Source organism: Legionella steelei, from assembly GCF_001468005.1.
In the GTDB taxonomy this organism is placed as follows: domain Bacteria; phylum Pseudomonadota; class Gammaproteobacteria; order Legionellales; family Legionellaceae; genus Legionella; species Legionella steelei.
Map to the genome: position 1 here is coordinate 438214 of NZ_LNYY01000019.1, position 26585 is coordinate 464798.

Sequence of the window (26585 nt, forward strand, 5' to 3'; positions counted from 1 at the left end):
ATTAACTTAAAATTTGATTGTTTACTAGCACTGTAGTCTTGGAGTTAGGCTACAACGATTACTTATGATATGGATGATTGTTAATAATAGACCAAGCTCTATATAAAGTTTCTAGCAAAATAATACGTACTAATGGATGAGGAAGAGTGAGTTTTGATAAAGACCAGCGGTCATCACATAATTTTAGAATGTCTTGTGACAGCCCCTCTGGTCCTCCAATTAAAAAGCAGAGATGACTTGTTGTTTGATTCAACTGCGAGATTTTTAGGGCTAATTCTTCACTACTAAATGCTTTACCTTCTATTTCTAAAGCAATAATTCGAGCGTTATTGGGTAAGGCATCTTTCATTAAAGCAGATTCTTTCTCCATTATCCGCGACAAATCTGATGACTTACTGCGTCGAATTAGAGGTATTTCAATTATTTTTAGTTGAATGCCATCATTGAGTCGTTTGGCATACTCATTCGATCCTTGAGTAACCCAATCGGGCATTTTATTGCCTAAAGTAATAATCGTGATTTTTAGCATAATGGATTATCAGTCTTTCGGAGATTCTTCCCACAGACCTTCCAGATTATAGTATTGCCTGTACTCAGGTTGCATGACATGAACTATAAAGTCGCTAAAATCAATAAGAACCCAATCACCAGTTTCCAAGCCAGTACAATTCATAGCTGGGGAACCAGCAGCTTTCATATCTTCCATTAATTTTTGTGCGATTGCTTTGACATGGCGAGATGCACGTCCTGAAGCAATAATCATATAGTCAGTAATTGTTGTTTGCTTTCGAACGTCAATTACTTTAACGTCAATGGCTTGATTATCATCAAGAAGTTGCAATAGTTTTGTTAATGTTGGATTTTGATCTGACATAAGTACACGAATTATTTATAAAAAGCGCTGAATGATAGCAGCATTTTCTCTATATAAAAAGAGTTGAAGCGGATCCTATTGTTTGTTTCCACGTAATTTCCTGAATTATAAAAAATATATTATATAAATATCAAAGTTGGGTGAAACAAAAAGAGCCTACTGGCTACACTTTATTTCACCCTAAAAGTGTTTATTCTGTTAAGTGAACATGGGTTAATAAGAATTTAATTACTGCAAATAGCACCAAACAGCCTAAAGCAGCAATAAACAGTATTCCTAGTTGCTGAGTGAATGCAGCAGCATAAAGCGTTTTTAATATAGCAATGTTTTTTTCACCTGAAGGAATAGCGGTTAATGAAGCAAGTTTGCCTGATAGAAACCCACCAATCCCCAAAGAAACAAAAAAGATCCCCATTAAGGTGCTCACTTTATTCTTATCTGCTAGAAGTGTAATAGCAGATAAACCCACGGGAGATAAAAGAAGTTCTGATAATGAAAACATTAAATAAGCTGGGATGATTAAAAGTGGAGAAAGTAGTGCATTTTTGTCAGTGAAATTACTCACTAAAGCGATCACTGCATAGGCTATAGTAGTAATACATATAGCGAGCAGAAATTTTTTCCCAATACTTAACCCACGTTCTTTCAGATTAAGCTTAGGATTTTTTCTTGCTAGAAAGTAGCCAATAATCAACATCCCAAAACTTTGAATAGTCACGTAATACGGTGGTGGAAATTGAATCCCAAGAAATGTTGGCTCAACAACTCGTGAAATAAACAGAGTTAATGACATAAACATTTGAAAGTAAAAGGACCAGAATACAACAGAAATAATACACAATAAGCCAATGACTAGAGTTTGTCTGGATTGATTTGCATTTTCTTTGCTTACTGAATAAAAAATGTAAGCAGCAGAAAATAAAACAACAAGACCAAAAATAATATTAGCTAATTGTGGCGAATTGAGGATATAAAAAGATAAAGACCACAAAAACACCATGAGTAGAGCAGCAGCAATAATTTTTTTATATTGAAAAACAAAAGGATTGTAATCTTTAATGTTGTATTTTTTGACTCCATAAAAGAAAATGAAAAAGGCGATAACCATACCAATCGCCGCACTTATAAATGAGGCTATCCAACCCAAGTGTGTGTTTAAGATACTTGGGACTGTAGTACCTAAAATAATACCGGTGGTAATTCCCATATAAAAAATAGTGAAACCACTTTCACGACGTGCAGAACCCATAAGATACTCGTTACCCAACAGTGAAGAAATATTGGGTTTGAGTAAACCTGTCCCTACGGCAATTGCAGCTAGTGAAGCAGTAAGTACTGTAGTGTTATCCACGAGTGATAAAATACAGTAGCTTATAAAAAGTACGGTGGCCCCAAGCAAAACAGCTCTTTTTTGACCTATTAATTTGTCTGCTATCCATCCACCCACTACTGGAGAAAGATAAGTCAATGCAGTAAATGAACCCACTAAAGCATAAATTTGCTTGTCAGGCCATTTAAAGTGTAAGGCTAAATAAAGTGCTAGAAGCGATTGAACGACATAAAAACCGTATCGTTCCCACATTTCAGTAGCAAAGAAAATACGGAGTGACTTGGGATGTTTTTCAGAGTAGGTGTGCACTGTACTTACATGGTTCGTTAACGTAAGCCGGAGTATACCATATAATCTTGTATAACAATAGACAATGTGTGCTCATAATGGTCACTGTGAATACAGTGGTTTAGGTTGATTTATGAAGTAAATGATTACAAAAAATATCCATTGAACTGACTCAGATTTCTCCTAAGTTTCTAATACTCAAATTGTATCTATGCGCTGAAATAGCTCTGGTGTATGATGCTTCTATTTTTAGTTCATTACGGAGCATTCTTAATGGAAGAATACACTACGAATCGAATCATTAAAGCAAATCACGGCACAGAAAAACAAGCCCAAAGTTGGCTTACTGAGGCGGCACTTCGCATGTTGTGCAATAATCTGGACCCAGATGTGGCAGAAAACCCTGATTCTCTAATTGTTTATGGTGGCTTGGGAAAAGCTGCACGTAACTGGGATTGTTTCAATAGAATTGTAGAAGTGCTCAAAACCTTAAATGATCAGCAAACTTTATTGATTCAATCGGGAAAACCTGTGGGCGTTTTTACAACTCATGAAGATGCTCCCCGAGTGCTTATTGCTAATTCCAATTTGGTACCTCGTTGGGCTACCTGGGAACATTTTAATGAATTAGATAAAAAAGGTTTAATGATGTACGGGCAGATGACTGCTGGGAGCTGGATTTACATTGGCTCGCAGGGCATTGTGCAAGGAACGTATGAAACTTTTGTTGCGGCAGCTCGTAAACACTATGCAGGAAGTCTAGACGGACGTTGGATCCTAACCGGTGGGCTAGGTGGTATGGGTGGTGCACAAACCTTAGCCGGAACAATGGCTGGAGCCAGTGTTGTAGCTGTTGAATGTGATCGCTCACGAATAGAAAAACGTATTAAAACCAGATATCTAGATCGTTATACAACGGATTTAGAAGAGGCTTTAAAGTGGATTAATGAATCCTGTCAGAAAAAAAGCCCAATATCCGTTGCTATTTTAGGAAACGCTGCAGAAATTTTTCCTCAGTTAGTAAAACTGGGGGCTGCTCCTGCCTTGGTCACTGATCAAACCAGTGCCCATGATCCTTTAAATGGTTATCTTCCAGCAGGCTGGACCTTGGAACACGCAGAAAAAATGCGAAAAACGGCACCAGATGAAGTGGTTGCCGCAGCGAAAAAATCTATGGCAGAACAAGTACATGCAATGCTTGAATTCCAAAAAAGAGGCATTCCTGTTTTTGATTACGGTAATAATATAAGACAAATGGCTTTTGAGGCTGGTGAAAAGAATGCGTTTCAATTTGAAGGGTTTGTGCCTGCATACATACGTCCTTTATTTTGCGAAGGAATAGGGCCTTTTAGATGGGTTGCTTTATCTGGGGACCCGGAAGATATTTATGCTACGGATGAAATGGTTAAAAAACTTATTCCTGATAATAAGCATTTGCATCATTGGTTGGATATGGCGAAAGAAAAAATTGCATTCCAGGGCCTGCCTGCGCGGATCTGTTGGGTTGGATTGAAGGATCGAGCGCGTTTGGCATTAGCTTTTAATGAAATGGTGCGCACCGGCGCTGTAAAAGCACCTATAGTGATAGGTCGTGATCATTTAGATTCAGGCTCTGTTGCCAGTCCTAATCGTGAAACTGAGGGGATGATGGATGGTAGTGATGCAGTATCTGATTGGCCTTTACTCAACGCTTTATTAAACTGCGCGAGTGGTGCAACCTGGGTTAGTATTCATCATGGTGGTGGTGTAGGCATGGGATTTTCTCAGCATGCCGGTGTAGTGATCGTTGCTGATGGGACAGAAAAGGCCGCACAGCGTTTGGCAAGAGTGCTGCATAACGATCCTGCTACTGGGGTTATGCGTCATGCAGATGCAGGTTATGAACTTGCAAAAAAATGTGCTAAAGAAAATGCACTTTGGTTACCTATGGAAGCTTAGTCTAAATTTTCGTTAGGGGTTTTAAGTCGCAGTAACATGATTATTAAATTGTGATCTCATGTTGGGTAAGATCCAATCTATTTTAAGGAGGTAGGTAGTGCAAGAGTCTTTTATTCTTCAACCGGGTGAGTTGAGCTTGCATTCAATCAAACAGATTTTTGCAAAGCAATTACATTGTGCTCTTGCTAAAGAGGCATATGAACGGATTGAGGCGTCACATCAAACAGTTAAAAAAATAATTCATAATAAAAAAACGGTGTATGGCATCAATACAGGTTTTGGATCATTAGCGAATCAGACGATTTCAGTAGAAAATTTGAAACAATTACAGCGCAATATTGTTCTTTCTCATGCTTGTGGGACAGGCGAATTGCTCTCTGATGAAATCGTTGGATTAATTGTACTCCTTAAAATAAATAACTTAGCGCAAGGATATTCTGGAGTGCGCTTAGAGCTTATCGAAGCTTTGATTTCCTTATATAACCATAAAGTTTATCCTTGTATTCCTTCTAAAGGTTCTGTAGGTGCTTCTGGTGATTTAGCTCCTTTAGCTCATATGGCTTTACCTTTATTAGGTGTTGGCGATGTGCGCTATCAAGGGGAAATTATTCCCGCCATATTGGGGCTGAAGATTGCAGGTTTAAAACCTATTGAATTGGAAGCAAAAGAAGGACTAGCACTTTTAAATGGTTTGCAAGTGTCAACGGCAATTGCCTTAAATGCTTTGTTTACTTCAGAAAGCTTGTTTGAAACCGCTCTTATTGCAGGGGCTTTATCTGTTGATGCGGCAAATGGGAGTGACGTTCCATTTGATGAACGTATTCAAAAGGCGCGTGGCTATCAGGCTCAGCAAGATGTAGCAACATGCTATCGAAAGCTATTGGCTGGAAGTGAGATTCGTGCAGCTCATCTTGATTGTGCTCGAGTTCAGGATCCATATTCCTTAAGATGCCAACCTCAAATTATGGGTGCAATATTGCATCAAATCCGCTTTGTAAGAGAAACCTTACAGGTAGAAGTTAATGCAGTCTCTGATAACCCACTTGTTTTTAGTGAACAAGAACAGATAATTTCAGGCGGTAATTTCCATGGGGAAATGGTTGCTATGGCCGCAGATAACCTTTCTTTAGCAATTGCTGAAATAGGGGCGGGATCGGAACGGCGCATTGCATTATTAATTGATAAAAGCTTTAGTAGCTTACCTGCATTTTTGATTAAAGAAAGTGGATTGAATTCAGGATTCATGATTGCTCATGTTACTGCTGCTGCTTGCGCTAGCGAAAATAAAGCCTTTGCACATCCTCATTCTGTTGATAGTCTTCCAACATCTGCAAATCAGGAAGATCATGTGTCTATGGCGACCAGTGCTGCACGTAGATTGCATGCTATGAACGATAATACAGCAACTATTTTAGCTATTGAGTTATTGGCTGCGTGCCAGGGACTCGAATTTCATAAGCCTTTAAAATCATCAGCATTATTAGAAGATGCTTACAAACGATTACGTTCTTATGTAGCAGCTTATGACACTGATCGCTTTTTTGCACCTGATATTGCCGTAGTCAAACAAAAAATTCTGAATGAAGAGTTTATCACTCCATTTTTCCATTTATGGGATAAAAATTAGGGAATAAAGTGACTATTGAAATTTATACCGATGGTGCATGTAAAGGAAATCCAGGCCCTGGAGGTTGGGGGGTATTGCTTCGCTACAAGGGACAGGAAAAAAAATTATATGGCGGAGAAGCTCATACCACTAATAATCGTATGGAGCTTATGGCAGCTATTAAAGGCCTTGAAGCCTTAACACGTCCTTGTACCGTTAATTTATATACTGATTCCCAATATTTGAGGCAAGGGATGACAGATTGGTTAGCCAATTGGAAAATAAACGGCTGGCGTAACTCAAAAAAGGAACCTGTAAAAAATGCAGATCTATGGAAATTATTAGATGAATTAGCTTCTCGTCATCAAATAAAATGGCACTGGGTCAAAGGGCATTCGGGGCACACAGAAAATGATTTGGTTGATGCTTTGGCAAACCAAGGAATTGAAGAGTTAAGTGAGTAAATAATGCGACAAATTGTTTTGGATACGGAAACTACAGGTATTGGACACGAACATGGACATCGTGTTATCGAAATTGGTTGTGTGGAACTATTTGATAGAAAATTAACAGGGAAGCATTTTCATGTGTACCTTAACCCACAACGTCAGGTTGATGAGGGCGCTTTTCGTGTCCATGGAATTAGTAATGAATTTTTACAGGACAAACCATTATTTGAAGACAAAGCGGAGGAGTTTTGGGAGTTTATTGTTGGTGCAGAGTTAATCATTCACAATGCCCCGTTTGACGTAGGCTTTTTAAATTCCGAACTAAAACTGATTCAATGGAACAAAAAATTAGAAAATTTTTGTACTATTATTGATACTTTAGTTTTAGCCCGCGATAAATATCCTGGACAGCGAAACAGTTTAGATGCCTTATGTAAACGATTTGGAATAGATCATTTCAATCGGGACTTGCATGGCGCTTTGCTTGATGCTGAGATTCTTGCTTATGTTTATTTGGCTATGACCGGTGGTCAAACCAGTTTATTTGCTGAGGTTGAAGAAACATCAATTCATACTAAGACCAAAGTACAAGAGGTTGCAGCACTCAATTTGATAAATCCTATAGTTTTACCGGCAAATACCGAAGAGCTTGAATTGCATCAAGATTTTGTGGGATTTCTGAGTAAGAAATCGGGAGTGAATCATTGGGAAGAGAATTGATTTTATTAAGTTAGATTTCACCTCAATTCAAACTCATCTCTTCCCAATACTATTTAGATCTAACTTTTAGGAATTAGGTATTTTATTGCAAAATCTTTACCAATACATTCACCTAGTGATTTTCCCCAAACAGCTGCACTGTCGTCATTGATTTTATCAGGAATACTGCCATACAGTTGTTGTTGGCACTTACTGACACTATCAGGAATTGCAGCGACGCACTGGTCATAGCTCATTTTGATGTCATCAAGTCGTTTTTTTAACTGAGGGTCATTTTCGAATCCTTTACATATAAGATCGGGCAATAATGGTGTCACTGATTTTAGCCAACTATCTTTCGATATTTCTGAGCTTCCAGGTGCAGCACCGGTATTACTAGTACTTTTAGCATTGGGGCTTGTAGTGCTAGTACTAGTTGATTTATCTTCAGCATTTGCAGTGAAAGAAATAAGTGTACATCCTAAAAACACATATAAAGCTGCATGCAATTTTTTAGTCATGATTGAATACCTTTTATAATCACCTCATTGAAATATTAGAACATATATTGCTAAATTGCTTAAAAATAATTTGTTTTGATTAAAAAATAAACTAAAATGAAAGTGACGATGGATAAATATTTAGGAATTATTATGGAAAAACAAAGTTCTATTTTATCACCATTAGTGTATTTTTTATTCGTTCCCTTATTCCTTTTTCTTTTCTGTTCTTCCTCTGCTTTAGCGAATACGTTTGTTTTCAACCCAAATACGCTGACGTGGAAAGCTATTGATTCAAATGGAAAAGTAGTACGAACTGGAAAAGGATCTGGAGGCAGACGATATTGTCCAGACATACATCGAGGATGCAAAACTCCAATTGGCGTTTTTACTGTTTGGAGTAAAGGAGGAGCAGGTTGTAAATCCTCTCGTTATCCTGTAGGTAGGGGGGGCTCGCCAATGCCTTATTGTATGTTTTTTACCAAATATTATGCGGTACATGGTTCTTATGAAGTGCCAAATTATAATGCGAGCCATGGTTGTATACGAGTGCATCCAAGTGATGCTTATTGGTTAAGTAAGAATTTTATCAGAATAGGAACAAAGGTTGTTGTTAAACCTTACTGATTTTAACCACATCATCCCGGGCTATGCTCAGGTTGATGTGGAAGTACAAATTTTAATAATCATCTTCATCATCAATGCTAAATGATGAGCCACATCCACAAGTAGTTTTTGCATTTGGATTACGAATAACAAACTGTTCGCCTTGTATGCCTTGAACATAATCAATTTCAGCATCATGCAGGTATTGATAACTCATTGAATCAACGAGAAGTTTAACTGAGGATACACCATCTGAGCATTGTTGAATCACTACGGTATCATCTTCATTGATTTCTTCATCAAAACTAAATCCATACTGAAATCCTGAGCAGCCTCCGCCTGTAATTGAGACGCGTAGATTTAAATTTAAATTATCTTCTTCTTTTATTAACTCAGCTACTTTGTCTGCTGCGCTTACAGAAAAGCGGATGTCACTGGTAGTAGGGGATATATTAATAGCAGCCATTTTAACTCCGGTTGTTTAATCCTAGAAAAATAAGTAGGTCTTAACTGTTTTTTTTCTAGGGTAATACAATTATAACGTAATTATCTAATAATTTGTTCAATAGTAGCGCCACCCAGGCACTGGTTTTTATCATAAAAAACCACGTATTGTCCTGGAGTAACTGCTCTTTGCGGGTTTGAAAACATGACATAATGCTGGTCTTCATTTTGAGGCGAAATCATGCAGCCTTGTTCTGCCTGTCTATATCGTGTTTTAGCATAACAGGTAAGCGGTAATTTATCCTGGCAATCAGCTAACCAATGGATTGGACCACATATCAGGCCTTGTGCATATAGCCTGGGATGTTGGCTGCCTTGAGCAACATACAAAGTATTTGTAGCTACTTCTTTATCGACCACATACCAAGGATCATCTGTCGAATTTTGTAAGCCACCAATTCCCAGTCCTTGTCGTTGGCCTAAGGTATAAAACATTAAGCCATCATGTTTTCCTAGGGTTTTGCCATCCGTGCTTTTTATTTCACCTGGTCGCGCTAAAATAAATTCTTGCAAGAAAGATTTAAACCTTTTTTCACCAATAAAACATATGCCAGTTGAGTCTTTTTTGGCTTGGGTTACTAAACCCAGTTTTTTAGCAAACTCTCTAATTTCTGGTTTCGTGTAATCTCCGATAGGAAACAACGTTTTGGCCAAGGCTTTAGGGGCTACTGCATGCAAAAAATAGGTTTGATCTTTATCACGGTCTTTTGCTTTATATAAAAACCCGATATCACCCTCAATTTTATTTTTAGCATAATGTCCTGTTGCAATGTAATCCGCACCAAGTGTTAACGCATGATTTAAAAAAGCGTTAAATTTGATTTCTTTATTACATAACACATCAGGATTAGGTGTTCGTCCTTTTTCATATTCATTTAAAAAATGCGTGAACACTCTTTGCCAATATTCTTCGGAAAAATTAACTGTATGCAGAGGAATACGCAATTGATTACACACAGCTTGAGCATCAGCAAGATCTTGCGCTGCGGGACAGAATCCATCTTGATCATCTTGTTCCCAGTTCTTCATGAACAAGCCTTCAACATGATAGCCTGCTTCTTGCAATAACCAGGCTGCAACTGAGGAATCAACACCTCCAGACATTCCAACAATAACTTTAGCTTTCATAAAATTGAGATACCGCTTAAAATTCTAATTTTCAAAAATCGTAGCTTGAATGTAGCAAAGCAAAACTTGGGGAATCCATAAGTCTTGATTAAACCTTAGGTTTTACTTCGATGCATTTAGACTACGACTCTGATAATTTATATAAAAATATAACCCTTTAGGATACGATAATAATGCTGCATTTACAAGAAATGGTTAAACACGGCCAGCAAACTAAGACAGTAATGCTTAGTGAACGTTTGCCAAATTATATTACTACTTCCTGTCCACTTGAGGTGACTTATCATGTTGAAGCAAAAGAAGATTTTTATCTGATTAACCTTCATGTTAAGGGGGATCTACCTCTTCAATGCCAGCGTTGTCTAGACGAATTTAATTTTCCATACGATAATATGACTGTAATTGCTGTATGTCGTAACGATGAGAGGGCAGAGCAGATACTAGAACATTATGAATGTATTGTTTCTGAGAATTTGCAAGTGAGTTTGGAAGACATTTTAATTGATGAGTTACACCTCTACGCGCCACAGTTTCATCCTGAAATTAATGATTGCAGCAGTGAAATAAACCAAATTTTAGCGGGAAAAAATGAATTTTATTGAAATTTTATCTAATTAACACTAATATTCCCGCTTTATGAATGCAATTTGTTTAGGAGTAATACAATGGCCGTACAACAAAATAAAAAATCACGCTCACGTCGTGATATGCGTCGTTCACACGATGCTTTAACAAAGCCGACACTTTCTGTAGATTCTACTACTGGTGAAACACATCGTCGTCATCATATGACTGAAGATGGTTATTACCGTGGTAAAAAAGTTATTGATACTGATACTGTTTACGAAGAAAAAGAGTAATTTTCTTGAAAAATATCACCATTGCCATTGATGCGATGGGTGGGGATCATGGCTTAAGTGTCGTGGTTCCTGCCTGTATTCGCGCAGCAAATAATAATCCTAATTTGAAACTCATTCTTGTTGGAGTTCAGGATAAGATTCATGCTTTTTTAAAAAAGCATGATATGGCTTCTTCAAATCAATTTTCTATAGTGCATGCTTCTGAAGTGGTGGCTATGGATGAATTGCCTTCACATGCTTTGCGCAATAAAAAAAATTCTTCTATGCGTGTAGCCATTAATTTGGTGAAAGAGGGAACGGCACAGGCTTGTGTGAGTGCTGGGAATACTGGCGCTCTTATGGCTACCGCGCGCTATGTTTTAAAAACTTTACCCGGAATTGATAGGCCCGCAATTGTTTCTGAATTGCCAACCATGCGTGGTCGAACATGGGTTATCGATTTGGGGGCTAATGTTGATTCATGTGCAGAACATTTATTTCAGTTTGCAGTTATGGGATCCGCATTAGTGCAAGCAGTAGCAAATAAACCCAAGCCTAAAATTGCCTTATTAAATATTGGCGTGGAAGAAATGAAGGGAAATGATCAGGTAAAACGTACGGCACATATGCTCGCTGAATGCGATGTTATGAACTATGTGGGCTATGTAGAAGGTGATCATTTTTATACTGGAGAAGTAGACTTGGTTGTCTGCGATGGTTTTGTGGGTAATGTTGCTTTAAAAGCGAGTGAAGGCCTTGCAAAGTTTTTTGTGAGTTTACTCATGGAGTCATTTAGCAAGAATTGGTATACCAAACTTTCTGCTTTAATTGCACGTCCAGCATTAAGACACCTTAAGAAACGCTTTGATCCTTCGCGTTATAACGGCGCAAGTATGCTCGGATTAAATGGTATTGTTGTTAAAAGCCATGGTGGTGCTAATGAGTTAGGATTTCAACACGCTATTGAGCAGGCAGCTCTTGAAGCTGAAAATAACGTGGTTGATCTAGTGCGTGCCCAAATAAATGATTTTATAAATCAGGGATTGCTGTTATGAAAAATGCTGTAATAAGTGGTACTGGAAGTTATATTCCTGAAAAACAACTTACAAACCTTGAACTTGAATCAATGCTGGAAACTAGTGATGAGTGGATTGTCTCTAGAACTGGGATCAGCAGTCGTAGTATTGCACAACCTTATGAAACTACTTCATATATGGCTTCCAAAGCAGCTGAACAGGCATTAAATGCTTCAGGTTTGGATGCTGATGAAATTGATTTAATATTAGTTGCCACCTGTACGCCAGATCATTTTTTCCCAGGAGTTGCTTGCTATGTGCAACATGCTTTAAAGATTAAGCGTCCGATACCTGCTTTTGATGTTGGTGCTGCATGCAGTGGTTTTGTATATGTCATGGATATTGCAAAACAGTATATTACATCTGGGGCAGCCAAACATATTCTTGTTATTGGTAGTGAAAGCATGTCCAGAGCCGTAGATTGGACTGACCGTGCAACGTGTGTTCTATTTGGCGATGGTGCAGGGGCAGTGGTTTTGAGTGCTAGCGACAAGCAAGGCATCATGGGTAGTGTGTTACACTCCTCTTACGATGCAGAAAAATTACTAAACCTGAGTAACGCAACATTTGATCATCAACGTGCTACGATTAGTATGCGTGGTAACGAGGTTTTTAAAATTGCTGTTAAAATTATGGGTGATGTTGTTGATGAAGTTTTAGAAGCCAGTCATTTGAAAAAATCAGATATTCAATGGCTGATTCCTCATCAAGCAAATATGCGTATCATTCAAGCAATCGCTAAAAAACTTGACCTTCCTATGTCACAAGTGGTTGTTACTATTGGTAGCCAAGGTAATACTTCGGCTGCGTCTATTCCTTTGGCCCTGGATCATTCTATTCGAACCAATCAGATTAAAAGAGATGAGTTATTATTGATTGAGTCGTTTGGTGGTGGAATGACTTGGGGAGCAATGGTAATTCGCTATTAATTAAATGAGTCATTTTTTTGCATTAAACTTTTAGTTCGGAGCTATTTTTAAGATGGTAAAAGCAGCATTTGTATTTCCTGGGCAAGGTTCACAATCAGTGGGTATGTTAGCTGATTTTGAGTTGCAGTACCCTGTTGTTGTTAAGGCGTTTGCAGAAGCATCTGAAGCAGTAGGTTACGATCTATGGAAGCTTGTGCAACAAGGGCCTGAAGATAAGCTAAATCAAACGGAGCATACACAAGTTGCAATGCTTACGGCTGATGTTGCTGTGTATAGAGTATTGATGCAACATGGTGTTGCTCAACCTATGATTATGGCAGGCCATAGTCTTGGTGAATATGCTGCTCTGGTTTGTGCTGATGCATTATCATTGTTTGATGCTGCATGTTTGGTAGCACGTAGAGGACAAGTAATGCAAAATGCTGTCCCTCTAGGCTTGGGTGCTATGGCGGCAATCGTTGGTTTAACCGATGAGCAAGTAAAAGCTTTATGCGAGCAAGCCAGCCAAGAAAACGAGGTAGTCACTCCAGCAAATTATAATGCGATTGGCCAAGTTGTTGTAGCAGGGCATACTCCGGCGGTTACTCGAATAATTGGCTTGGCTGAAGATGCTGGTGCACGACTTGCTAAAGTGATTCCGGTAAGTGTTCCTTGTCATTGTCCTTTATTGTCTGAGGCTGCGGAGTCTTTTGCTGAGTATCTCGCTAAAATTGAATTCAATACTACAAAAACAGATGTTGTAAGTAACGTAGATTTAAGTATTTATAATTCGGCACAACATATTCGCAAACAATTAAAAGAGCAGCTATACAGCCCTGTGCGTTGGGTCGAAACGATTCAGCTCTTTAAAAACAGTGGTGTTGAGCTTGTTCTAGAGTGTGGGCCAGGAAAAGTACTGAACGGATTAGTTAAAAGAATTGATAGAAGCTTAAATACTCTTAGTGTTTACGATACTATTAGTTTAGAACAGCTTGAAGAGCAATTTGCATAGTCTGAGTGTATTGATTGACGCTTTGATGTAGGGCGGGCATAACGCGTATATTCAATCTGAACTGTGCTCAGTCTATAAGAAATAAACATCTTCTATAGAGGAAAATAAATGACAAGTCTAGAAGGAAAAGTTGCCTTAGTAACAGGGGCAAGCCGAGGAATAGGTCAGGCTATAGCTCTTAAATTAGCGCAACAAGGTGCTTTTGTTTTTGGTACAGCTACTACAGAGCAAGGTGCTCAATCAATAAATGCTTATTTTGAGCAAGAAAAATTATCTGGTAAGGGACTTGTTCTGGATGTTACTAATTCAGCGCAAATAGAAAAAGTAATTGGCGAATTAACTCAAGAGAATCAATCTCCTTCAATATTAGTCAATAATGCAGGGATCACATCAGATAATTTACTGCTGCGCATGGATGATGACGAATGGTATAAAGTTATTGAAACAAATTTGAATTCAATATACAAAATGTCTAAAATTTGTATAAAACCCATGTTTAGAGCACGATGGGGACGAATTATTTCTATTGGGTCAGTAGTTGGTTCAAGTGGGAATTCAGGTCAGGTAAACTATACTGCAGCAAAAGCCGGTATTGTTGGTTTTAGTAAGTCCTTGGCGCAAGAAGTTGGAAGCCGGGGGATTACCGTTAATGTTGTTGCACCTGGTTTCATTGATACCGACATGACTGCAGCTTTACCTGATATGGTAAAGGACGAAATGTTAAAAAGAATTCCTATGCGAAAGCTGGGAGAGCCTAGTGATATAGCTGAAGCAGTTGCTTTTTTAGCATCAGAAAGCGCTAAATATATCACTGGTGAAACAATTCATGTCAATGGCGGCATGTATATGGATTAAATGCACTTGCGTTATCTGTATAAATGAATAAACTATACCACTTCCATTTAACTTTGGTTGTTTGGTGTTTGAATTGCTTCTAAGTTAAGTGATTGATTGGGTTGAAAATGATGGCTAAATGGATGTTTATCCGGTTAGCTATTTGAAGCGAATGGAGTGACCTAACTACTGTTAAGCAATCAAAGTTAAGTGGAAGTTGTATGTTAAATAATCTGGAATTTTTTTAAATTTCTATCAACCGAAAGAGGAAAATCAAGTTATGAGTACAGTTGAAGAGCGTGTTCGCAAAATTGTTGTTGAGCAGTTAGGTGTTAAAGAAGAAGAGTTAAAGAACGATGCATCATTTGTTGATGATTTAGGTGCAGATTCTTTAGATACTGTGGAATTGGTTATGGCTCTCGAAGAAGAATTTGAAACAGAAATTCCTGATGAAAAAGCTGAAAAAATCACCACGATTCAAGAAGCGATTGATTATATTGAATCTAATTTAAATAAAGAAGAAGCATAATCATTTGCTTTTGTCTCTTCCTCTCCTGCGAATGCGGGAGATGGATGGGCGTTGTTTTACGAGGAGCCTTCATTGAATAAGCGGCGTGTAGTAATTACTGGCATGGGGATGATTACCCCTGTTGGGCTTAATGTAGAAGAAACTTGGCAGAATATATTAGCTGGTGTAAGTGGTGTTGTTTTGGCAGATGAGTTCGATGCCAATGAATACAGTACTCGAATCTGGGCTAAGGTTAAGAATTTTAATATTGAGAACTATGTCCCGCTTAAAGATGCTCGGAAAATGGATGTGTTTACCCAGTATGGTGTTGCGGCAGCAGATGAAGCAATGCTGGATTCAGGTTTGAAGATTGATGCGAATCTATCAAATCGTATAGGTGTAGCTGTTGGTGCAGGTATCGGCGGCATCCAAACAATTACCAATAATCAAGACAAGCTGGTGGCAGGTGGACCTCGAAAGGTTTCTCCATTTTTTATCCCAGCAGGTATCATTAATATGGTTGCTGGGCAGATTTCAATAAGACATCAGCTCAAAGGGCCTAATATTTCCGTTGTTACTGCGTGTACTACGGGTACGCATAATATTGGGCTTGCTGGGCGAATGATTGCTTATGGTGATGCTGATGTTATGGTATGTGGTGGGGCTGAAATGACCTTAACCCCACTATGTTTAGCAGGATTTTCTGCTGTGCGTTCTTTATCTAAGCGTAACGATGAGCCTGAAAAGGCATCAAGACCTTTTGATAAAGATAGAGATGGTTTTGTTATGGGTGAGGGTGCTGGTATTCTTATTTTAGAAGAGTATGAACACGCTAAAGCCCGTGGCGCGAAAATTTATGCCGAACTTGTAGGTTTTGGCATGTCGGGTGATGCTTTCCATATAACTGCTCCTGATGATGATGCAGATGGTGCTGCTCGTGCGATGGAAGCGGCCATACATGATGCAAGCATTGACCCAGAGCAAGTTGATTATATCAATGCGCATGGTACTTCTACTTATCTTAATGATTTGAATGAAACAAAAGCCATTAAACGTGTGTTTAAACAACATGCTTATGATTTGGCTGTAAGTTCTACAAAATCAATGACAGGTCATTTATTAGGTGCTGCTGGTGCTGTTGAGGCAATATTTAGTGTTTTAGCACTCAGAGATCAAATTGCTCCTCCAACTATTAATTTGGATAATCCTGATGAAGGATGTGATTTGAATTATGTACCATATACACCTCAAAAAAGAGCTATTAATTATGTTCTGAGCAATTCACTTGGTTTTGGTGGAACAAATGGTAGCTTGTTATTTAAGCGGATCTAAATGACATTTCCAAGACATAAAAAACTGATAGTTTATGTACTAATACTGTTTTTTATGTCTTTTGTTCTTTTCTTTTTTAGTACTTATATTCAGTTAGCAAAGCCTCTTATTCCCAAAGAAGGCTCACCAGTGATTATCACACTTGACCGAACTGCTACAGCATCACAATTTGTAAAAACGCTGAAAGAAAAAAATCTAATCCATTCTAGTTCCGCATTGCTCATTATGATTCGTTCTTCTGGTTTGTCATCCCAACTCAAAGCGGGTGTATACCAAATCATGCCGGGTGAAACTGCAATGCAGTTTGTACATCGAGTTGTGGCAGGAGATGTCTTAACTCAAAATTTTACAATTATTGCTGGTACTACCCAACAAAAAATTTCTCAGGATTTGGCAAAAGCGGCATATTTAAATTATCGTCCCGAGGATTGGAGTTCAATTAAGGACAATCATACTAATGCTGAAGGATTATTGCTTGCTGATACTTATCAATATCGTGGTGGAAGTAGCGGCGCGAATTTATTAGAACATGCCCATCGTAATTTAATTGACTATTTGAATCAGAGTTGGACTAATAGAGCGCCCAATTTACCCTATAAAACCCCCTATGAATTACTTACAGCTGCTTCAATTATTGAAAAAGAAACAGCTATTCCACAAGAACGTAAGTTAATTTCTGGTGTAATGGTTAATCGATTGAATAAAAAAATGCCGTTGCAAATGGATCCTACTGTCATTTATGGCTTGGGTTCTGCATATAAAGGAAAGCTATCTCATAATGATATGCTGATTGATTCACCCTATAATTCCTATCATTATAGAGGTTTGCCACCAACGCCTATTGCTATGGTTGGTAAAGAAGCTTTGGATGCTGCAGCCCATCCTCAACTTTCCAACTACCTATATTTCGTTGCGAAAGGAGATGGTACACATCAATTTTCTGAAACGTATCAACAACAAAAACAAGCAATTAATCAATATAAACGCAAGGATCTCTAATGTCATCTTTAGCTGGGAAGTTAATTGTTATTGAAGGATTAGAAGGTGCTGGTAAATCTACTGCAATAAATACAGTGACCGAACTTCTCGAAAAAAGACAAATCCAGACCCTAACCACTCGAGAGCCAGGTGGCACAATAATAGGGGAGATTTTGCGTGATCTGATTAAAAATCCTAAATATCGAGAAGTTTTAGATGACCGCAGTGAATTATTATTGCTTTATACCGCGAGAATTCAGCTTATTGAAGAGGTTATTAAGCCTGCTTTAGATCAAGGAATTTGGGTTATTGCAGACCGTTTCGAACTTTCAACTATGGCATATCAAGGTGGAGGACGAGGATTGGACCAAGAGATTATCCATCAGTTATCTTCTTTTGCGCTTAGGGGATTTAAACCGAATTTGACTTTATATTTGGATATTAGTCCCGAAGAAGGAATGCTGCGTGTTAAGTCCAGAGGAGAGTTTGATAGGATTGAACAACAATCAATTGATTTTTTTCATCGTGTCCATGAACGCTACATACATCATGTTCAAGCGGATCCAAATGCAGTAACTATTGATGCACGAGGCTCTTTAAATGAAGTGCAACAAGCAATTCAATGTACAATGAACGAATTTATTGGGCATCAATGATGAGCCATTTGAATGACCTATCTAGATGTTCATCATCGGAGCAAGAAAACACATATCAAACACAATGGAATCAGCTACAATCTGCATGGGTCAATAATCGTATTTCACAATCTATGTTATTTGTTGGCTCGTTTGACTCTTCTTTTATGGCCTTGGTAAATAAATTAACTCAGCTGGTTTTCTGTAAAAATGAAGACAATGGGCTTCATTCGAAACCCTGTTTTGCCTGTGCTGATTGCCAAATGGTTGTACGCGGCGAGCATCCAGATGTGACGTGGGTTAAGCCTGAAAAAAGTGGCGGTGCAATTAAGATTGATCAGATACGAGAATTACAAAATGATGCTTATTTAACACCCCAGCGCACTAAATATCGTTTGATTGTTATTGAGTCTGCTGAGCGAATGAATACCTCTGCTGCTAACTCATTATTAAAAATTTTGGAAGAACCTCCACCACAGACAATATTTTTGCTTTTGGCACAGCAACTAAGTACTTTATTGCCTACAGTCTTAAGCCGATGCCAAATAGTACGTTTTGTGTCATACAACGAGACGACGGCGATTAATTATCTGCGATTGGCTGAGTCCTATCCAGAAGAGTCTGAACAAGCAATGATTATAAAACAGTCAGAATTTATTTTAGATGGTTTAATAGCGGTAATAGAGCAAAAAGCGCATCCAAGTAGTATTGCTGGCCAATGGAGCCAGTTTGATTTAGGGACATTACTTTGGTTTCTGTATTTAGTTTATGCACAAATACACATGATGCAAATCAATAAGCCGGCCGATCTTGACTCAATTGTACCGCAGTTGCATTGTTTAATGTCTTTATTAAATCCCATAATGATTTTTTCTCAAATTGATAAAATAAATACATTGCGACGAAAATTAAGCCATAATATGAGTGTAAATCAAACTTTGGCACTGGAAGACTTATTGTTAACAATATGCAGTGAATCTAGGGGCTGAGCGCTTTCTCATAATCAAGCGACATGTAGAATGCTTTGGTTTTATGAAGTCCAGAATGTTTAAGGAAAATATATGATGGATACAATACAACAAATCAATTGCTCATTTCTGACTGAGTCAGCTCTTTATGCCGCGTATATGCCTTTTGTCAAAGGAGGAGGCTTGTTTGTCCGCACTAAAACAAATTATCCATTTGACTCGGATGTTAAACTACTGATCAAATTAATGGATGAAGATGAATTCTATGTTGTCGATGGTAAAGTAATCTGGATTACACCTAATGGCGCACAGGGAAATAAAGTACCAGGAATAGGAGTACAATTTATCGGTGAAAACAGCCGCTATTTATGTAATAAAATAGAGACCTATTTAGCTGGCATGTTAAAATCCTCCCAAATTACAGATACAATTTAAGAGGCCATCTATGTTAGTTGATTCGCATTGTCATTTAAACTTTCTCGATCTGACTGATTTTAATAACGACATGGCCAATGTTTTGGCACAAGCAAAAGCGAATGATGTGCAGCATTTTTTATGCGTTTGTGTCGAATTAAATGATTACCCCCAATTAGAAAAACTTGCTTTAGAATACTCTAATATTAGTATTTCGGTAGGTATTCATCCTAATACAGAAATGGATGTTCCAATTACGTCAAAAATACTGTGTGAATTGGCAGAGAATCCAGCATGTATTGCAATAGGTGAAACAGGATTGGATTATTATCGAACCCATACCGATGAGGCACGAGAAGTGCAACGTAGTCGATTTAAAGAGCATATAAAAGCGGCGCTAAAGTCTGCAAAACCATTGATTATTCATACACGTCAGGCAGCAGAGGATACAATACGCTTAATGGCAGAAGAGCACGCACAACAAATTGGTGGTGTAATGCATTGCTTTGCTGAAAGTTTAGAGATTGCACATCAGGCCATGGATTTGAATTTTTATATTTCATTTTCGGGAATTGTTACTTTTAAAAATGCAACGGCACTTCAAGATGTAGCCCGGAAAATACCTCTGGATCGAATACTCATTGAAACGGACTCACCTTATTTAGCGCCGGTACCTTATCGTGGCAAACAAAATCATCCCGCACTAGTAAAACATGTGGCAGAAGCCATAGCTGAACTTCGTGGCATATCCTATGAAGAAATAGCTGAAATTACTACGAATAACTTTTATACTTGTTTTAAATTGTAGGTATATCGATATGTAGCCTGGCTACATCGCGGCCAGTTATCTGTCTTTAATGTTTTCAATTGGGGATCAAAATAATGACTTTGTACATAGGCTTAATGTCTGGGACAAGCATGGATGGTATTGATGCTGCGCTGGTTGATGTGTCAAAAAATACACTGCTTTATGGGATCACTAATAAGTACAGTGATGAAGTGAAAGCACGTATGGATAGGTTGCTTAAGGGGGACGGTGTTAGTTTGGCTTCTATGTGTCAACTTAATACATTAATTGGAAGAGAATTTGCTTATGCAGTAAATGAATTATTGGAGAAAGCAAAATTATCAGCCAGTGATATTTCTGCTATCGGCAGTCATGGTCAAACAGTGTGTCATAATACAAGTTGCGATATTCCATATACGCTACAGCTAGGATGTGCTCATACTATTTCAACATTAACAGGGATTACGGTTGTTGCAGACTTTAGGACGCGTGATCTAGTTCTGGGCGGACAAGGGGCTCCTTTTGCGCCAATTTATCATCGGAAGTTATTTAATGACGGAAATCACCATATAGCTGTAGTGAATGTTGGTGGTATTAGTAATGTTACGTTTATTAATGCAAATGAACCAATTAGAGGTTGGGATATAGGACCTGGAAATTGCTTAATGGATGCCTGGATCATGAAACAGCAGGGCGATGATTATGATGCTGGTGGGGCATGGGCGCAGCAAGGTAAGATTATTGTTCCTCTTCTGGATGCATTACTGTCCGATTCGTTTATTACATCCGCAGTGCCCAAAAGCATTGGAAAAGAATATTTCTCTTTATTATGGCTAGAAGACTATCTAAAAGAAGAATATAAAGCGGTAGATGTACAAAAAACACTGCTTGCATTTACTGCCCAAACTATTGCGAATACCATCTTAAACGAACGACAACAGGTTGAAACAATATACTTGTGCGGTGGAGGAACCCATAACCTCGCGCTTTTGCATATGCTTAGGGAATTACTGACCAAAATCAGTGTAAAAAGCATCGCTGAAGTGGGTATTAGTCCTGATTATTTAGAAGCGATGATGTTTGCCTGGCTGGCTGCACAAACGATAAACCAAGTTCCAGTAGATTTAAGTACGATTACTGGATCTCAACAACCCGCAATTTTGGGTGCTATTTATCCAGTGACAAAGATCTAATCCCCTTTCCGAGAGGTTAGGCAGAGAATTCCTTTGTCAAATTAATCTAACACACTGTTCTGTATTAAGATCATATTGACAAAATAAATATGTATAAGCTTAAATGTGGAATTTCAAACGGAGTGAACTTAAGTTGAGCGCAAATTATATTAAAAAAACACCTCAAGAAGTAGGTACGAGCCTCGTGACTGCTTATTTTATATTTTTCCTGGCAGCATCATTTTATTTATATGAATTTATTCTACAAGTGGCCCCTAGTGTTATGGCTGAGCCCATGATGAAAACGTTCGGGGTTACAGGTGAAGGGTTTGGGTTTATCTCCGCTTTTTATTTTTATGCCTATGCACCAACTCAATTGCCCGCAGGAGTATTGTACGATCGCTATGGTCCCCGTAAATTAATGACTTTTGCAATTATCTTATGTGCTCTAGGCTCTGCATTTTTTGCATCAACGGATAGTGTGTTTACTGCGTGTATTGGTAGATTCCTTATTGGAATTGGCTCCGCATTTTCTTTTATTGGAGTATTAGTTCTTTTATCACGATGGTTTCCTCCTCATTATTTCGCTATTTTAGCAGGTGTTGCTCAATTGATGAGCTCAGTAGGTGCTATGTTTGGGGAAATGCCTTTGGCTTTCCTCATCCAAGGTGTTGGCTGGAGGAATGCAAGCTTTATTTTAGCAGTTATCGGCTTTATTTTGGCTGCATTTTTCTGGATGTATATTCGAGATTATCCGCATCAGCAAAATCAAACAGCACCAGAACATTACCTACGTGATGAATGGAAACGACTTGTTGCTGTATGCAAACATGGTTATACCTGGATAATTGGCGGTTATGCTTTTGCGATATGGACACCAATTGCAGTTTTTGCGGCACTTTGGGGTGTGCCTTATTTACAGGAAAAATTCCAGATCAGCGTGGTCGCTGCTTCAGGACTATGCAGTATGATTTGGATTGGAATCGGGGTGGGTAGTCCTTTATTGGGATGGCTTAGTGATAAAATTAAGAGCCGTCGTGTCGCTCTGATTATCAGTGCGGTTTTAGGCTTATGTTCAACCTTAGTTCTATTGTACTGGCCAGGATTAACTTATGGATGGGCACCCTTTACATTGTTTGTATTAGGTTTAGGAGCCGGTGGACAAACAGTTAGCTTTGCAGTGGTTAAAGAAAATAACCCACCCGAGCTCGTTGGTACCGCCTCTGGTTTTAATAATCTTTCTGTATTAATAGGTGGGGCAATATTTCAGCCGTTAGTTGGTTATATATTGCAACATACCAATTCATGGCATTTGGTGAATGGGGTGCACGTATACAGTATTCAAAGCTATCAGATTGCCTTGATGGTAATGCCAATATGCTTTTTAGCCAGTTTGCTGATTGCAAGTTTCCTGTTGAAAGAATCTCATCCGGCACGTCAAAAGGATTAATTCTGTTTTAAAGTTCACCTTTTCAATTGAAGAGGTGAACCTCTCAATCATTCTTCAAATCCAAGCAAAATGACGTAAGCGTTCCGTCATCCTAAGGCATTTACGTCGAGAGATCTTGCTTTATGCATCATATTTTATCATTAATGCTCATGGCACATGCTAGTGATTCCTCCTACACTCAGGATGACGTATCTACTTTGTCTTCCTCTGCGATTGTATTTTTTTGAGGTAAAAAAGTTAAAGCTATACATATCAAGAATATTAATTGGATTACGTTACAATAAAGTCCAAAGTGTAGATTACTGTGATTTTTATAGAATAAATTAGCGATCTCTGTTCCTATTGCACCCACAACCATCACGCACAGGCTAACCAACGCAGATGCAGTGCCTTTACTCACAGGGGTTACAAAAAGGCAATATCTATTTAAAGGAGCATTAATCACACTGAGTGCAAAAAAGTAAATGATCATTCCCGGGAGCAAATAATAGTAGGCATTACCATAGAGATAGGGCAGCAAGGAGGTGAGAATTGCTCCCATAACCATAATAATGCAGCCTAGGTAGATGATTTGTTTAATTTTGTACTTATATGTTAATTTGTGTAAAAACCAGTTACCCAAAATGGTTGCCCCAAACACAGGGAGCTGCCAAAGACCATATTGAATCACTGTGAGTTTTGCCTCAACAATCAAAATAATAGGAGCTAAGGCAATCCAAGCAATACATGGGATGCCAACGGTGCCTGCGGCTAATGTCCCAAAACAAAATGCTTTATTAGTAAACAAATCTTTATAGTTTCGCAATACTTTATTTGCTGAAAATTTTGTTTTTGGTGTTACTTCTCCATTTCTCTTTGTTTGACCAATAGGTTCTGGCATGTATCTCCATAAGCCCCATAAGGTAATGAGGGCACCTAGTGCAATGGTCACGAAGATATAACGCCACGAGGTATAATGAATTACTATAGCGCCAGCTAGAGGACCTAATAAAGGAGCAAGAATTGCAACGTTTGCCATAATGGATATCAAACGAATGGCATCCATTTCTTCAAAAATTTCCTGAATTGTGGCATAGCCGATTACGCCAATAAAACATAATCCCATGCCTTGAAAAAAACGTGCGATCAAAAACTGATTCATTGAATTAGAGCTAGCAATAAATAGAGTAAAAATAAAAAATAGAAATGCGCCTAGAAGCATCATTGGTCTGCGCCCATAACTGTCAGATATGGGGCCTAAGAAAATTTGTAAACTTGCGCCTCCAAGAATGTAAACACTCAAAGATGTAGCCACTACTGATTCAGGTGCATTAAATGATCGAACTACATGGATCATCCCAGGCATGATCATGTCATTGGCTATATAAGTTAGAAACTCATACATGACAAAAAAACAGGTAAATATCAACGCCTGTTTTTTGGTTATAGGGATCAGGGGTTCGGTCATAGCAAGCCCTTATTGATTAATTTTTCCTTCAAATGTACTGTCTTGTAATGCAGAGACTAAATTTTATATACTCTGTTGATGTTCAATTTTTGCGAAACAATCTTATGAAATGGTATTTTTTTGGTGAAAAAAGCGGCAATCCTAGAGTTAATGAACATTTAATGCTCTACATTCTTAGTCTACTCGATCCTAAGTCGCAGTTCAATGCATCATTGGTTAGTCATAAATGGAAAGAGATGACTGAATTAACTCAGAAATATACGAACTTATTACCAACAATTCATCGTATTCCATTGCTTGCAAAAGTCGGATTGGATGTGCTGAGATTAAAATTAATGTCAGGTGGAATGACAAATACTGTTTACAGAGTGCAAATTGAGCCTGATAGGTCTAAATCCCTTGTAAAAGTTCCTGGGGTTAATCAAGATCTTATAGAACGTAGTAAACCCAAGCGCTGGGTATTACGAATTCCTGGGGAAGTTTCATCATTTTCGGTATCACGTTTGGATGAAGCAGAAAATGCCCATAAAGCATCGGTTTTGGGACTTAATGTTCCCATCGAATACTTTGCTCCTGATGGATTGCAATTGACTCAATTTATAGAGGGCGTGCAGAGTTTAGATAAAGAAATGTTACAACGAGTCGACATATTAAAAATTCTCGCACAAATGGCAAAAACACTGCATACATCAGAGCGCTTTGACAATGACACGGCTGTTTTCGAACGCAATGAACAGTTATTGGATCGGCTAAAAGGTAAAAGTTTTGTTTTTCCTGAGAAAACAGGCTTTATAGCAGAGCAGATGCTTGCGTTGAAGAAATTATTTGCCTCTTATCAGGTGGAGGTGAGTCCATGTCATAATGATTCTACACCGTTAAACTATATGATGGCGGTTGTAGGGAAAAAGAAACAGGAGGTGTTCTATCAAATTGATTGGGAGTACTCAAGTAATAATGATTTTATGTGGGACCTTGTTTATTTTGCGATAGAGGGAAAACTGAGTAAAGAGCAAGAGTTGGCTTATTTAACAGCATACTTCGGCAAAGAGCCTACAAATTCGATACTAGCATGGTTTACTGCTTATAAACCGGTTGTTGAGTGGTGGATAACACTTTGGTCATGGACTCAATTGGCAAATGAAGCAAAATCGGTGAGTAAGGAAGAGTACATAAAATTAGGTGCAGAGCGTTATGCAAAAACTTTAGAGCACTTAGAAAGCGAAGAATATCGGGATGCACTTGCTCTTATTGATGCAGATAAGTTGGCGGCATCGTTTGACGGTCATAGACCTTTTACGAGCTAGTTGTAGTCAGGGTGCAGCGTAGGTCGGGTCTTGGCTCGACAATCCTAACAAAACAACGAATTGTTTTGGAGAGTAATCTTGATTGTTTCGGCTAAGGCCCGACTTATGCTGCAAGGGCTACAAATTGCCTTATGCCATATGTCTCAAGAACTCTTGCAGGTGTTTTTTCTCGTGCTCCGTACTTAAATAAGTTTTTAGCAACTCCAATAAACGCAGATATTCATCATGTTGAAGTACACCACGCATAAGCTCAAATCGCAAATAAACACAATAGGTATTGAGCACATCTGTTTCACAATAATCGCGAATACTTTTTATTTGCCCTAATAAATACTGTTCCCATACTTTAGAACCACTCATACCCATTTTCCCAGGAAAGCCTAGCATACTGGATATTTCATCCAATGGAGCAAATGCTTTGTTTTGATATCCAGCAATCACATCCATGAGATCAAGATGTCGATAATGAAACCTGCTTAGGTAATTGTTCCAACGAAAATTTTGTTGATTTTCTCCTGTTTCCCAATAAGTAGGTGCTGTGATGCCATGCAGTAAAGAGCGATAGTGCAAAACAGGTAAATCAAACCCGCTGCCATTCCAGCTCACCAGGGTAGGGGTATGTTTATCAATTCCAGCAAAAAAACGTGTTATTAATTCCTTTTCATCAGAGGATTCATCACCTAAGGACCAAACCTTTATTTGTGAGCCATGGCTCATAACTAGGGAAATTGCACAGATTTTTTGTAAATAATGGGGCAAAAAATCATTGCCAACTTTAGCTCGACGCAATGCAAACATTGCTTCTGCAGTGTCTTTATCAGACAAACCGTGTAAATCATATAAAGTACGGCCTGCTTCAATATCAGGGATTGTTTCTATATCGAATACAAGAATGGTCATTGGTTTAGCTTAGTTATCATAAATGAGCTCATATCTTAGCACGGGGGTAAGCGAGGAAATAGTAGGGATTGTTTAGCGCTTGCTAGATTGAGTCAAAAT

29 protein-coding genes are annotated in these 26585 nt (G+C 38.4%); 21 read left to right on the forward strand and 8 right to left on the reverse strand.

The window, feature by feature from the left end; all coding sequences use genetic code 11:
- Positions 1-58 precede the first annotated feature (58 nt).
- From rlmH to Lste_RS06130, 3 genes are all read right to left on the reverse strand, one after another.
- Entirely contained in the window at positions 59-529 is a 471-nt protein-coding gene (rlmH, locus tag Lste_RS06120; protein ID WP_058510172.1) for a 23S rRNA (pseudouridine(1915)-N(3))-methyltransferase RlmH, read from the reverse strand.
- 9 nt (positions 530-538) lie between these two features.
- Positions 539-874 carry a ribosome silencing factor gene (gene rsfS / locus Lste_RS06125; RefSeq protein ID WP_058510173.1) on the reverse strand — a complete coding sequence of 112 codons (336 nt, stop codon included), beginning with the start codon at positions 872-874 and terminating at the stop codon, positions 539-541.
- A 190-nt stretch (positions 875-1064) separates the two neighbouring features.
- Complete coding sequence (locus Lste_RS06130; protein WP_083503919.1) at positions 1065-2513, reverse strand: peptide MFS transporter; 1449 nt, start codon at positions 2511-2513, stop codon at positions 1065-1067.
- Between the two features lie 252 nt (positions 2514-2765).
- On the opposite strand from Lste_RS06130, the gene hutU reads away from it, so the two are divergent.
- The 4 genes from hutU to dnaQ all read left to right on the forward strand — a co-directional run bounded on the left by hutU (position 2766) and on the right by dnaQ (position 7205).
- Positions 2766-4430 carry a urocanate hydratase gene (hutU, locus tag Lste_RS06135; protein WP_058510175.1) on the forward strand — a complete coding sequence of 555 codons (1665 nt, stop codon included), beginning with the start codon at positions 2766-2768 and terminating at the stop codon, positions 4428-4430.
- A gap of 97 nt (positions 4431-4527) precedes the next feature.
- A complete protein-coding gene (gene hutH, locus Lste_RS06140) occupies positions 4528-6057 on the forward strand; it encodes a histidine ammonia-lyase (protein ID WP_058510176.1) in 1530 nt (509 codons plus the stop codon).
- A gap of 8 nt (positions 6058-6065) precedes the next feature.
- The gene (rnhA, locus tag Lste_RS06145) at positions 6066-6500 is read left to right on the forward strand and encodes a ribonuclease HI (RefSeq protein ID WP_058510177.1); all 435 of its coding nucleotides are present in this window, start codon (positions 6066-6068) and stop codon (positions 6498-6500) included.
- Positions 6501-6503: 3 nt separating this feature from the next.
- Positions 6504-7205, forward strand: coding sequence for a DNA polymerase III subunit epsilon (gene dnaQ, locus Lste_RS06150; protein WP_058510178.1), 702 nt, complete (start codon positions 6504-6506; stop codon positions 7203-7205).
- A 59-nt stretch (positions 7206-7264) separates the two neighbouring features.
- On the opposite strand, the gene Lste_RS06155 is transcribed toward dnaQ, so the two are convergent.
- Positions 7265-7705 (reverse strand): hypothetical protein, encoded by a 441-nt coding sequence (locus Lste_RS06155; RefSeq protein WP_058510179.1) that lies wholly within the window; start codon positions 7703-7705, stop codon positions 7265-7267.
- A gap of 132 nt (positions 7706-7837) precedes the next feature.
- Between Lste_RS06155 and Lste_RS06160 the strand changes: the two genes are divergently transcribed.
- On the forward strand, positions 7838-8311 hold the full coding sequence (locus tag Lste_RS06160; protein ID WP_058511664.1) for a L,D-transpeptidase: 474 nt from the start codon (positions 7838-7840) through the stop codon (positions 8309-8311).
- A 52-nt stretch (positions 8312-8363) separates the two neighbouring features.
- Here Lste_RS06160 and erpA read toward each other — a convergent pair whose 3' ends face one another.
- The gene (gene erpA / locus Lste_RS06165) at positions 8364-8756 is read right to left on the reverse strand and encodes an iron-sulfur cluster insertion protein ErpA (protein WP_058510180.1); all 393 of its coding nucleotides are present in this window, start codon (positions 8754-8756) and stop codon (positions 8364-8366) included.
- Between the two features lie 80 nt (positions 8757-8836).
- On the reverse strand, positions 8837-9922 hold the full coding sequence (gene mnmA, locus Lste_RS06170; protein ID WP_058510181.1) for a tRNA 2-thiouridine(34) synthase MnmA: 1086 nt from the start codon (positions 9920-9922) through the stop codon (positions 8837-8839).
- Between the two features lie 173 nt (positions 9923-10095).
- Here mnmA and Lste_RS06175 point away from each other — a divergent pair, with 173 nt between their 5' ends.
- From Lste_RS06175 to Lste_RS06245, 15 genes are all read left to right on the forward strand, one after another.
- On the forward strand, positions 10096-10524 hold the full coding sequence (locus tag Lste_RS06175; RefSeq protein ID WP_058510182.1) for a YceD family protein: 429 nt from the start codon (positions 10096-10098) through the stop codon (positions 10522-10524).
- A gap of 63 nt (positions 10525-10587) precedes the next feature.
- Entirely contained in the window at positions 10588-10782 is a 195-nt protein-coding gene (gene rpmF, locus Lste_RS06180; RefSeq protein WP_058510183.1) for a 50S ribosomal protein L32, read from the forward strand.
- Positions 10783-10787: 5 nt separating this feature from the next.
- Entirely contained in the window at positions 10788-11816 is a 1029-nt protein-coding gene (gene plsX / locus Lste_RS06185) for a phosphate acyltransferase PlsX (RefSeq protein ID WP_058510184.1), read from the forward strand.
- The gene (locus Lste_RS06190) at positions 11813-12766 is read left to right on the forward strand and encodes a beta-ketoacyl-ACP synthase III (RefSeq protein ID WP_058510185.1); all 954 of its coding nucleotides are present in this window, start codon (positions 11813-11815) and stop codon (positions 12764-12766) included. The genes plsX and Lste_RS06190 overlap by 4 nt, the downstream gene beginning before the upstream one ends.
- A gap of 52 nt (positions 12767-12818) precedes the next feature.
- A complete protein-coding gene (gene fabD, locus Lste_RS06195; protein ID WP_058510186.1) occupies positions 12819-13757 on the forward strand; it encodes an ACP S-malonyltransferase in 939 nt (312 codons plus the stop codon).
- Between the two features lie 108 nt (positions 13758-13865).
- The gene (gene fabG / locus Lste_RS06200; protein WP_058510187.1) at positions 13866-14612 is read left to right on the forward strand and encodes a 3-oxoacyl-ACP reductase FabG; all 747 of its coding nucleotides are present in this window, start codon (positions 13866-13868) and stop codon (positions 14610-14612) included.
- Between the two features lie 259 nt (positions 14613-14871).
- Positions 14872-15120 (forward strand): acyl carrier protein, encoded by a 249-nt coding sequence (gene acpP, locus Lste_RS06205; RefSeq protein ID WP_003631752.1) that lies wholly within the window; start codon positions 14872-14874, stop codon positions 15118-15120.
- A gap of 72 nt (positions 15121-15192) precedes the next feature.
- Positions 15193-16431 carry a beta-ketoacyl-ACP synthase II gene (gene fabF / locus Lste_RS06210; protein ID WP_058510188.1) on the forward strand — a complete coding sequence of 413 codons (1239 nt, stop codon included), beginning with the start codon at positions 15193-15195 and terminating at the stop codon, positions 16429-16431.
- The gene (gene mltG, locus Lste_RS06215; protein ID WP_058510189.1) at positions 16432-17430 is read left to right on the forward strand and encodes an endolytic transglycosylase MltG; all 999 of its coding nucleotides are present in this window, start codon (positions 16432-16434) and stop codon (positions 17428-17430) included.
- On the forward strand, positions 17430-18065 hold the full coding sequence (gene tmk / locus Lste_RS06220; protein WP_058510190.1) for a dTMP kinase: 636 nt from the start codon (positions 17430-17432) through the stop codon (positions 18063-18065). Before mltG ends, tmk begins: the two co-directional genes overlap by 1 nt.
- A complete protein-coding gene (locus tag Lste_RS06225) occupies positions 18062-19033 on the forward strand; it encodes a DNA polymerase III subunit delta' (protein WP_237760439.1) in 972 nt (323 codons plus the stop codon). The genes tmk and Lste_RS06225 overlap by 4 nt, the downstream gene beginning before the upstream one ends.
- Positions 19034-19105: 72 nt before the next feature.
- Positions 19106-19447 carry a PilZ domain-containing protein gene (locus Lste_RS06230; protein ID WP_058510191.1) on the forward strand — a complete coding sequence of 114 codons (342 nt, stop codon included), beginning with the start codon at positions 19106-19108 and terminating at the stop codon, positions 19445-19447.
- 10 nt (positions 19448-19457) lie between these two features.
- Entirely contained in the window at positions 19458-20234 is a 777-nt protein-coding gene (locus Lste_RS06235) for a TatD family hydrolase (protein ID WP_058510192.1), read from the forward strand.
- 74 nt (positions 20235-20308) lie between these two features.
- Positions 20309-21406 (forward strand): anhydro-N-acetylmuramic acid kinase, encoded by a 1098-nt coding sequence (locus tag Lste_RS06240; protein ID WP_058510193.1) that lies wholly within the window; start codon positions 20309-20311, stop codon positions 21404-21406.
- A 133-nt stretch (positions 21407-21539) separates the two neighbouring features.
- Positions 21540-22835, forward strand: coding sequence for an MFS transporter (locus tag Lste_RS06245; RefSeq protein WP_058511666.1), 1296 nt, complete (start codon positions 21540-21542; stop codon positions 22833-22835).
- Positions 22836-23013: 178 nt separating this feature from the next.
- Here Lste_RS06245 and Lste_RS06250 read toward each other — a convergent pair whose 3' ends face one another.
- Positions 23014-24282, reverse strand: coding sequence for an MFS transporter (locus tag Lste_RS06250; RefSeq protein ID WP_058510194.1), 1269 nt, complete (start codon positions 24280-24282; stop codon positions 23014-23016).
- Positions 24283-24386: 104 nt separating this feature from the next.
- Here Lste_RS06250 and Lste_RS06255 point away from each other — a divergent pair, with 104 nt between their 5' ends.
- Positions 24387-25586, forward strand: coding sequence for a phosphotransferase family protein (locus Lste_RS06255; protein WP_058511667.1), 1200 nt, complete (start codon positions 24387-24389; stop codon positions 25584-25586).
- A 129-nt stretch (positions 25587-25715) separates the two neighbouring features.
- Here the strand turns inward: Lste_RS06255 and Lste_RS06260 are convergent, their stop codons facing one another.
- A complete protein-coding gene (locus tag Lste_RS06260; RefSeq protein WP_058510195.1) occupies positions 25716-26486 on the reverse strand; it encodes a 3'-5' exonuclease in 771 nt (256 codons plus the stop codon).
- Positions 26487-26585: the final 99 nt, after the last annotated feature.

Excerpts from the sequence above, each read along its gene's own strand:
- rlmH (WP_058510172.1), bottom strand. The coding sequence starts at position 529 with ATGCTAAAAATCACGATTATTACTTTAGGCAATAAAATGCCCGATTGG.
- rsfS (WP_058510173.1), bottom strand. The coding sequence starts at position 874 with ATGTCAGATCAAAATCCAACATTAACAAAACTATTGCAACTTCTTGAT.
- hutU (WP_058510175.1), top strand. The coding sequence starts at position 2,766 with ATGGAAGAATACACTACGAATCGAATCATTAAAGCAAATCACGGCACA.
- dnaQ (WP_058510178.1), top strand. The coding sequence starts at position 6,504 with ATGCGACAAATTGTTTTGGATACGGAAACTACAGGTATTGGACACGAA.
- Lste_RS06155 (WP_058510179.1), bottom strand. The coding sequence starts at position 7,705 with ATGACTAAAAAATTGCATGCAGCTTTATATGTGTTTTTAGGATGTACA.
- Lste_RS06160 (WP_058511664.1), top strand. The coding sequence starts at position 7,838 with ATGGAAAAACAAAGTTCTATTTTATCACCATTAGTGTATTTTTTATTC.
- erpA (WP_058510180.1), bottom strand. The coding sequence starts at position 8,756 with ATGGCTGCTATTAATATATCCCCTACTACCAGTGACATCCGCTTTTCT.
- mnmA (WP_058510181.1), bottom strand. The coding sequence starts at position 9,922 with ATGAAAGCTAAAGTTATTGTTGGAATGTCTGGAGGTGTTGATTCCTCA.
- Lste_RS06175 (WP_058510182.1), top strand. The coding sequence starts at position 10,096 with ATGCTGCATTTACAAGAAATGGTTAAACACGGCCAGCAAACTAAGACA.
- rpmF (WP_058510183.1), top strand. The coding sequence starts at position 10,588 with ATGGCCGTACAACAAAATAAAAAATCACGCTCACGTCGTGATATGCGT.
- Lste_RS06190 (WP_058510185.1), top strand. The coding sequence starts at position 11,813 with ATGAAAAATGCTGTAATAAGTGGTACTGGAAGTTATATTCCTGAAAAA.
- fabD (WP_058510186.1), top strand. The coding sequence starts at position 12,819 with ATGGTAAAAGCAGCATTTGTATTTCCTGGGCAAGGTTCACAATCAGTG.
- fabG (WP_058510187.1), top strand. The coding sequence starts at position 13,866 with ATGACAAGTCTAGAAGGAAAAGTTGCCTTAGTAACAGGGGCAAGCCGA.
- acpP (WP_003631752.1), top strand. The coding sequence starts at position 14,872 with ATGAGTACAGTTGAAGAGCGTGTTCGCAAAATTGTTGTTGAGCAGTTA.
- mltG (WP_058510189.1), top strand. The coding sequence starts at position 16,432 with ATGACATTTCCAAGACATAAAAAACTGATAGTTTATGTACTAATACTG.
- tmk (WP_058510190.1), top strand. The coding sequence starts at position 17,430 with ATGTCATCTTTAGCTGGGAAGTTAATTGTTATTGAAGGATTAGAAGGT.
- Lste_RS06225 (WP_237760439.1), top strand. The coding sequence starts at position 18,062 with ATGATGAGCCATTTGAATGACCTATCTAGATGTTCATCATCGGAGCAA.
- Lste_RS06230 (WP_058510191.1), top strand. The coding sequence starts at position 19,106 with ATGATGGATACAATACAACAAATCAATTGCTCATTTCTGACTGAGTCA.
- Lste_RS06235 (WP_058510192.1), top strand. The coding sequence starts at position 19,458 with ATGTTAGTTGATTCGCATTGTCATTTAAACTTTCTCGATCTGACTGAT.
- Lste_RS06240 (WP_058510193.1), top strand. The coding sequence starts at position 20,309 with ATGACTTTGTACATAGGCTTAATGTCTGGGACAAGCATGGATGGTATT.
- Lste_RS06250 (WP_058510194.1), bottom strand. The coding sequence starts at position 24,282 with ATGACCGAACCCCTGATCCCTATAACCAAAAAACAGGCGTTGATATTT.
- Lste_RS06255 (WP_058511667.1), top strand. The coding sequence starts at position 24,387 with ATGAAATGGTATTTTTTTGGTGAAAAAAGCGGCAATCCTAGAGTTAAT.
- Lste_RS06260 (WP_058510195.1), bottom strand. The coding sequence starts at position 26,486 with ATGACCATTCTTGTATTCGATATAGAAACAATCCCTGATATTGAAGCA.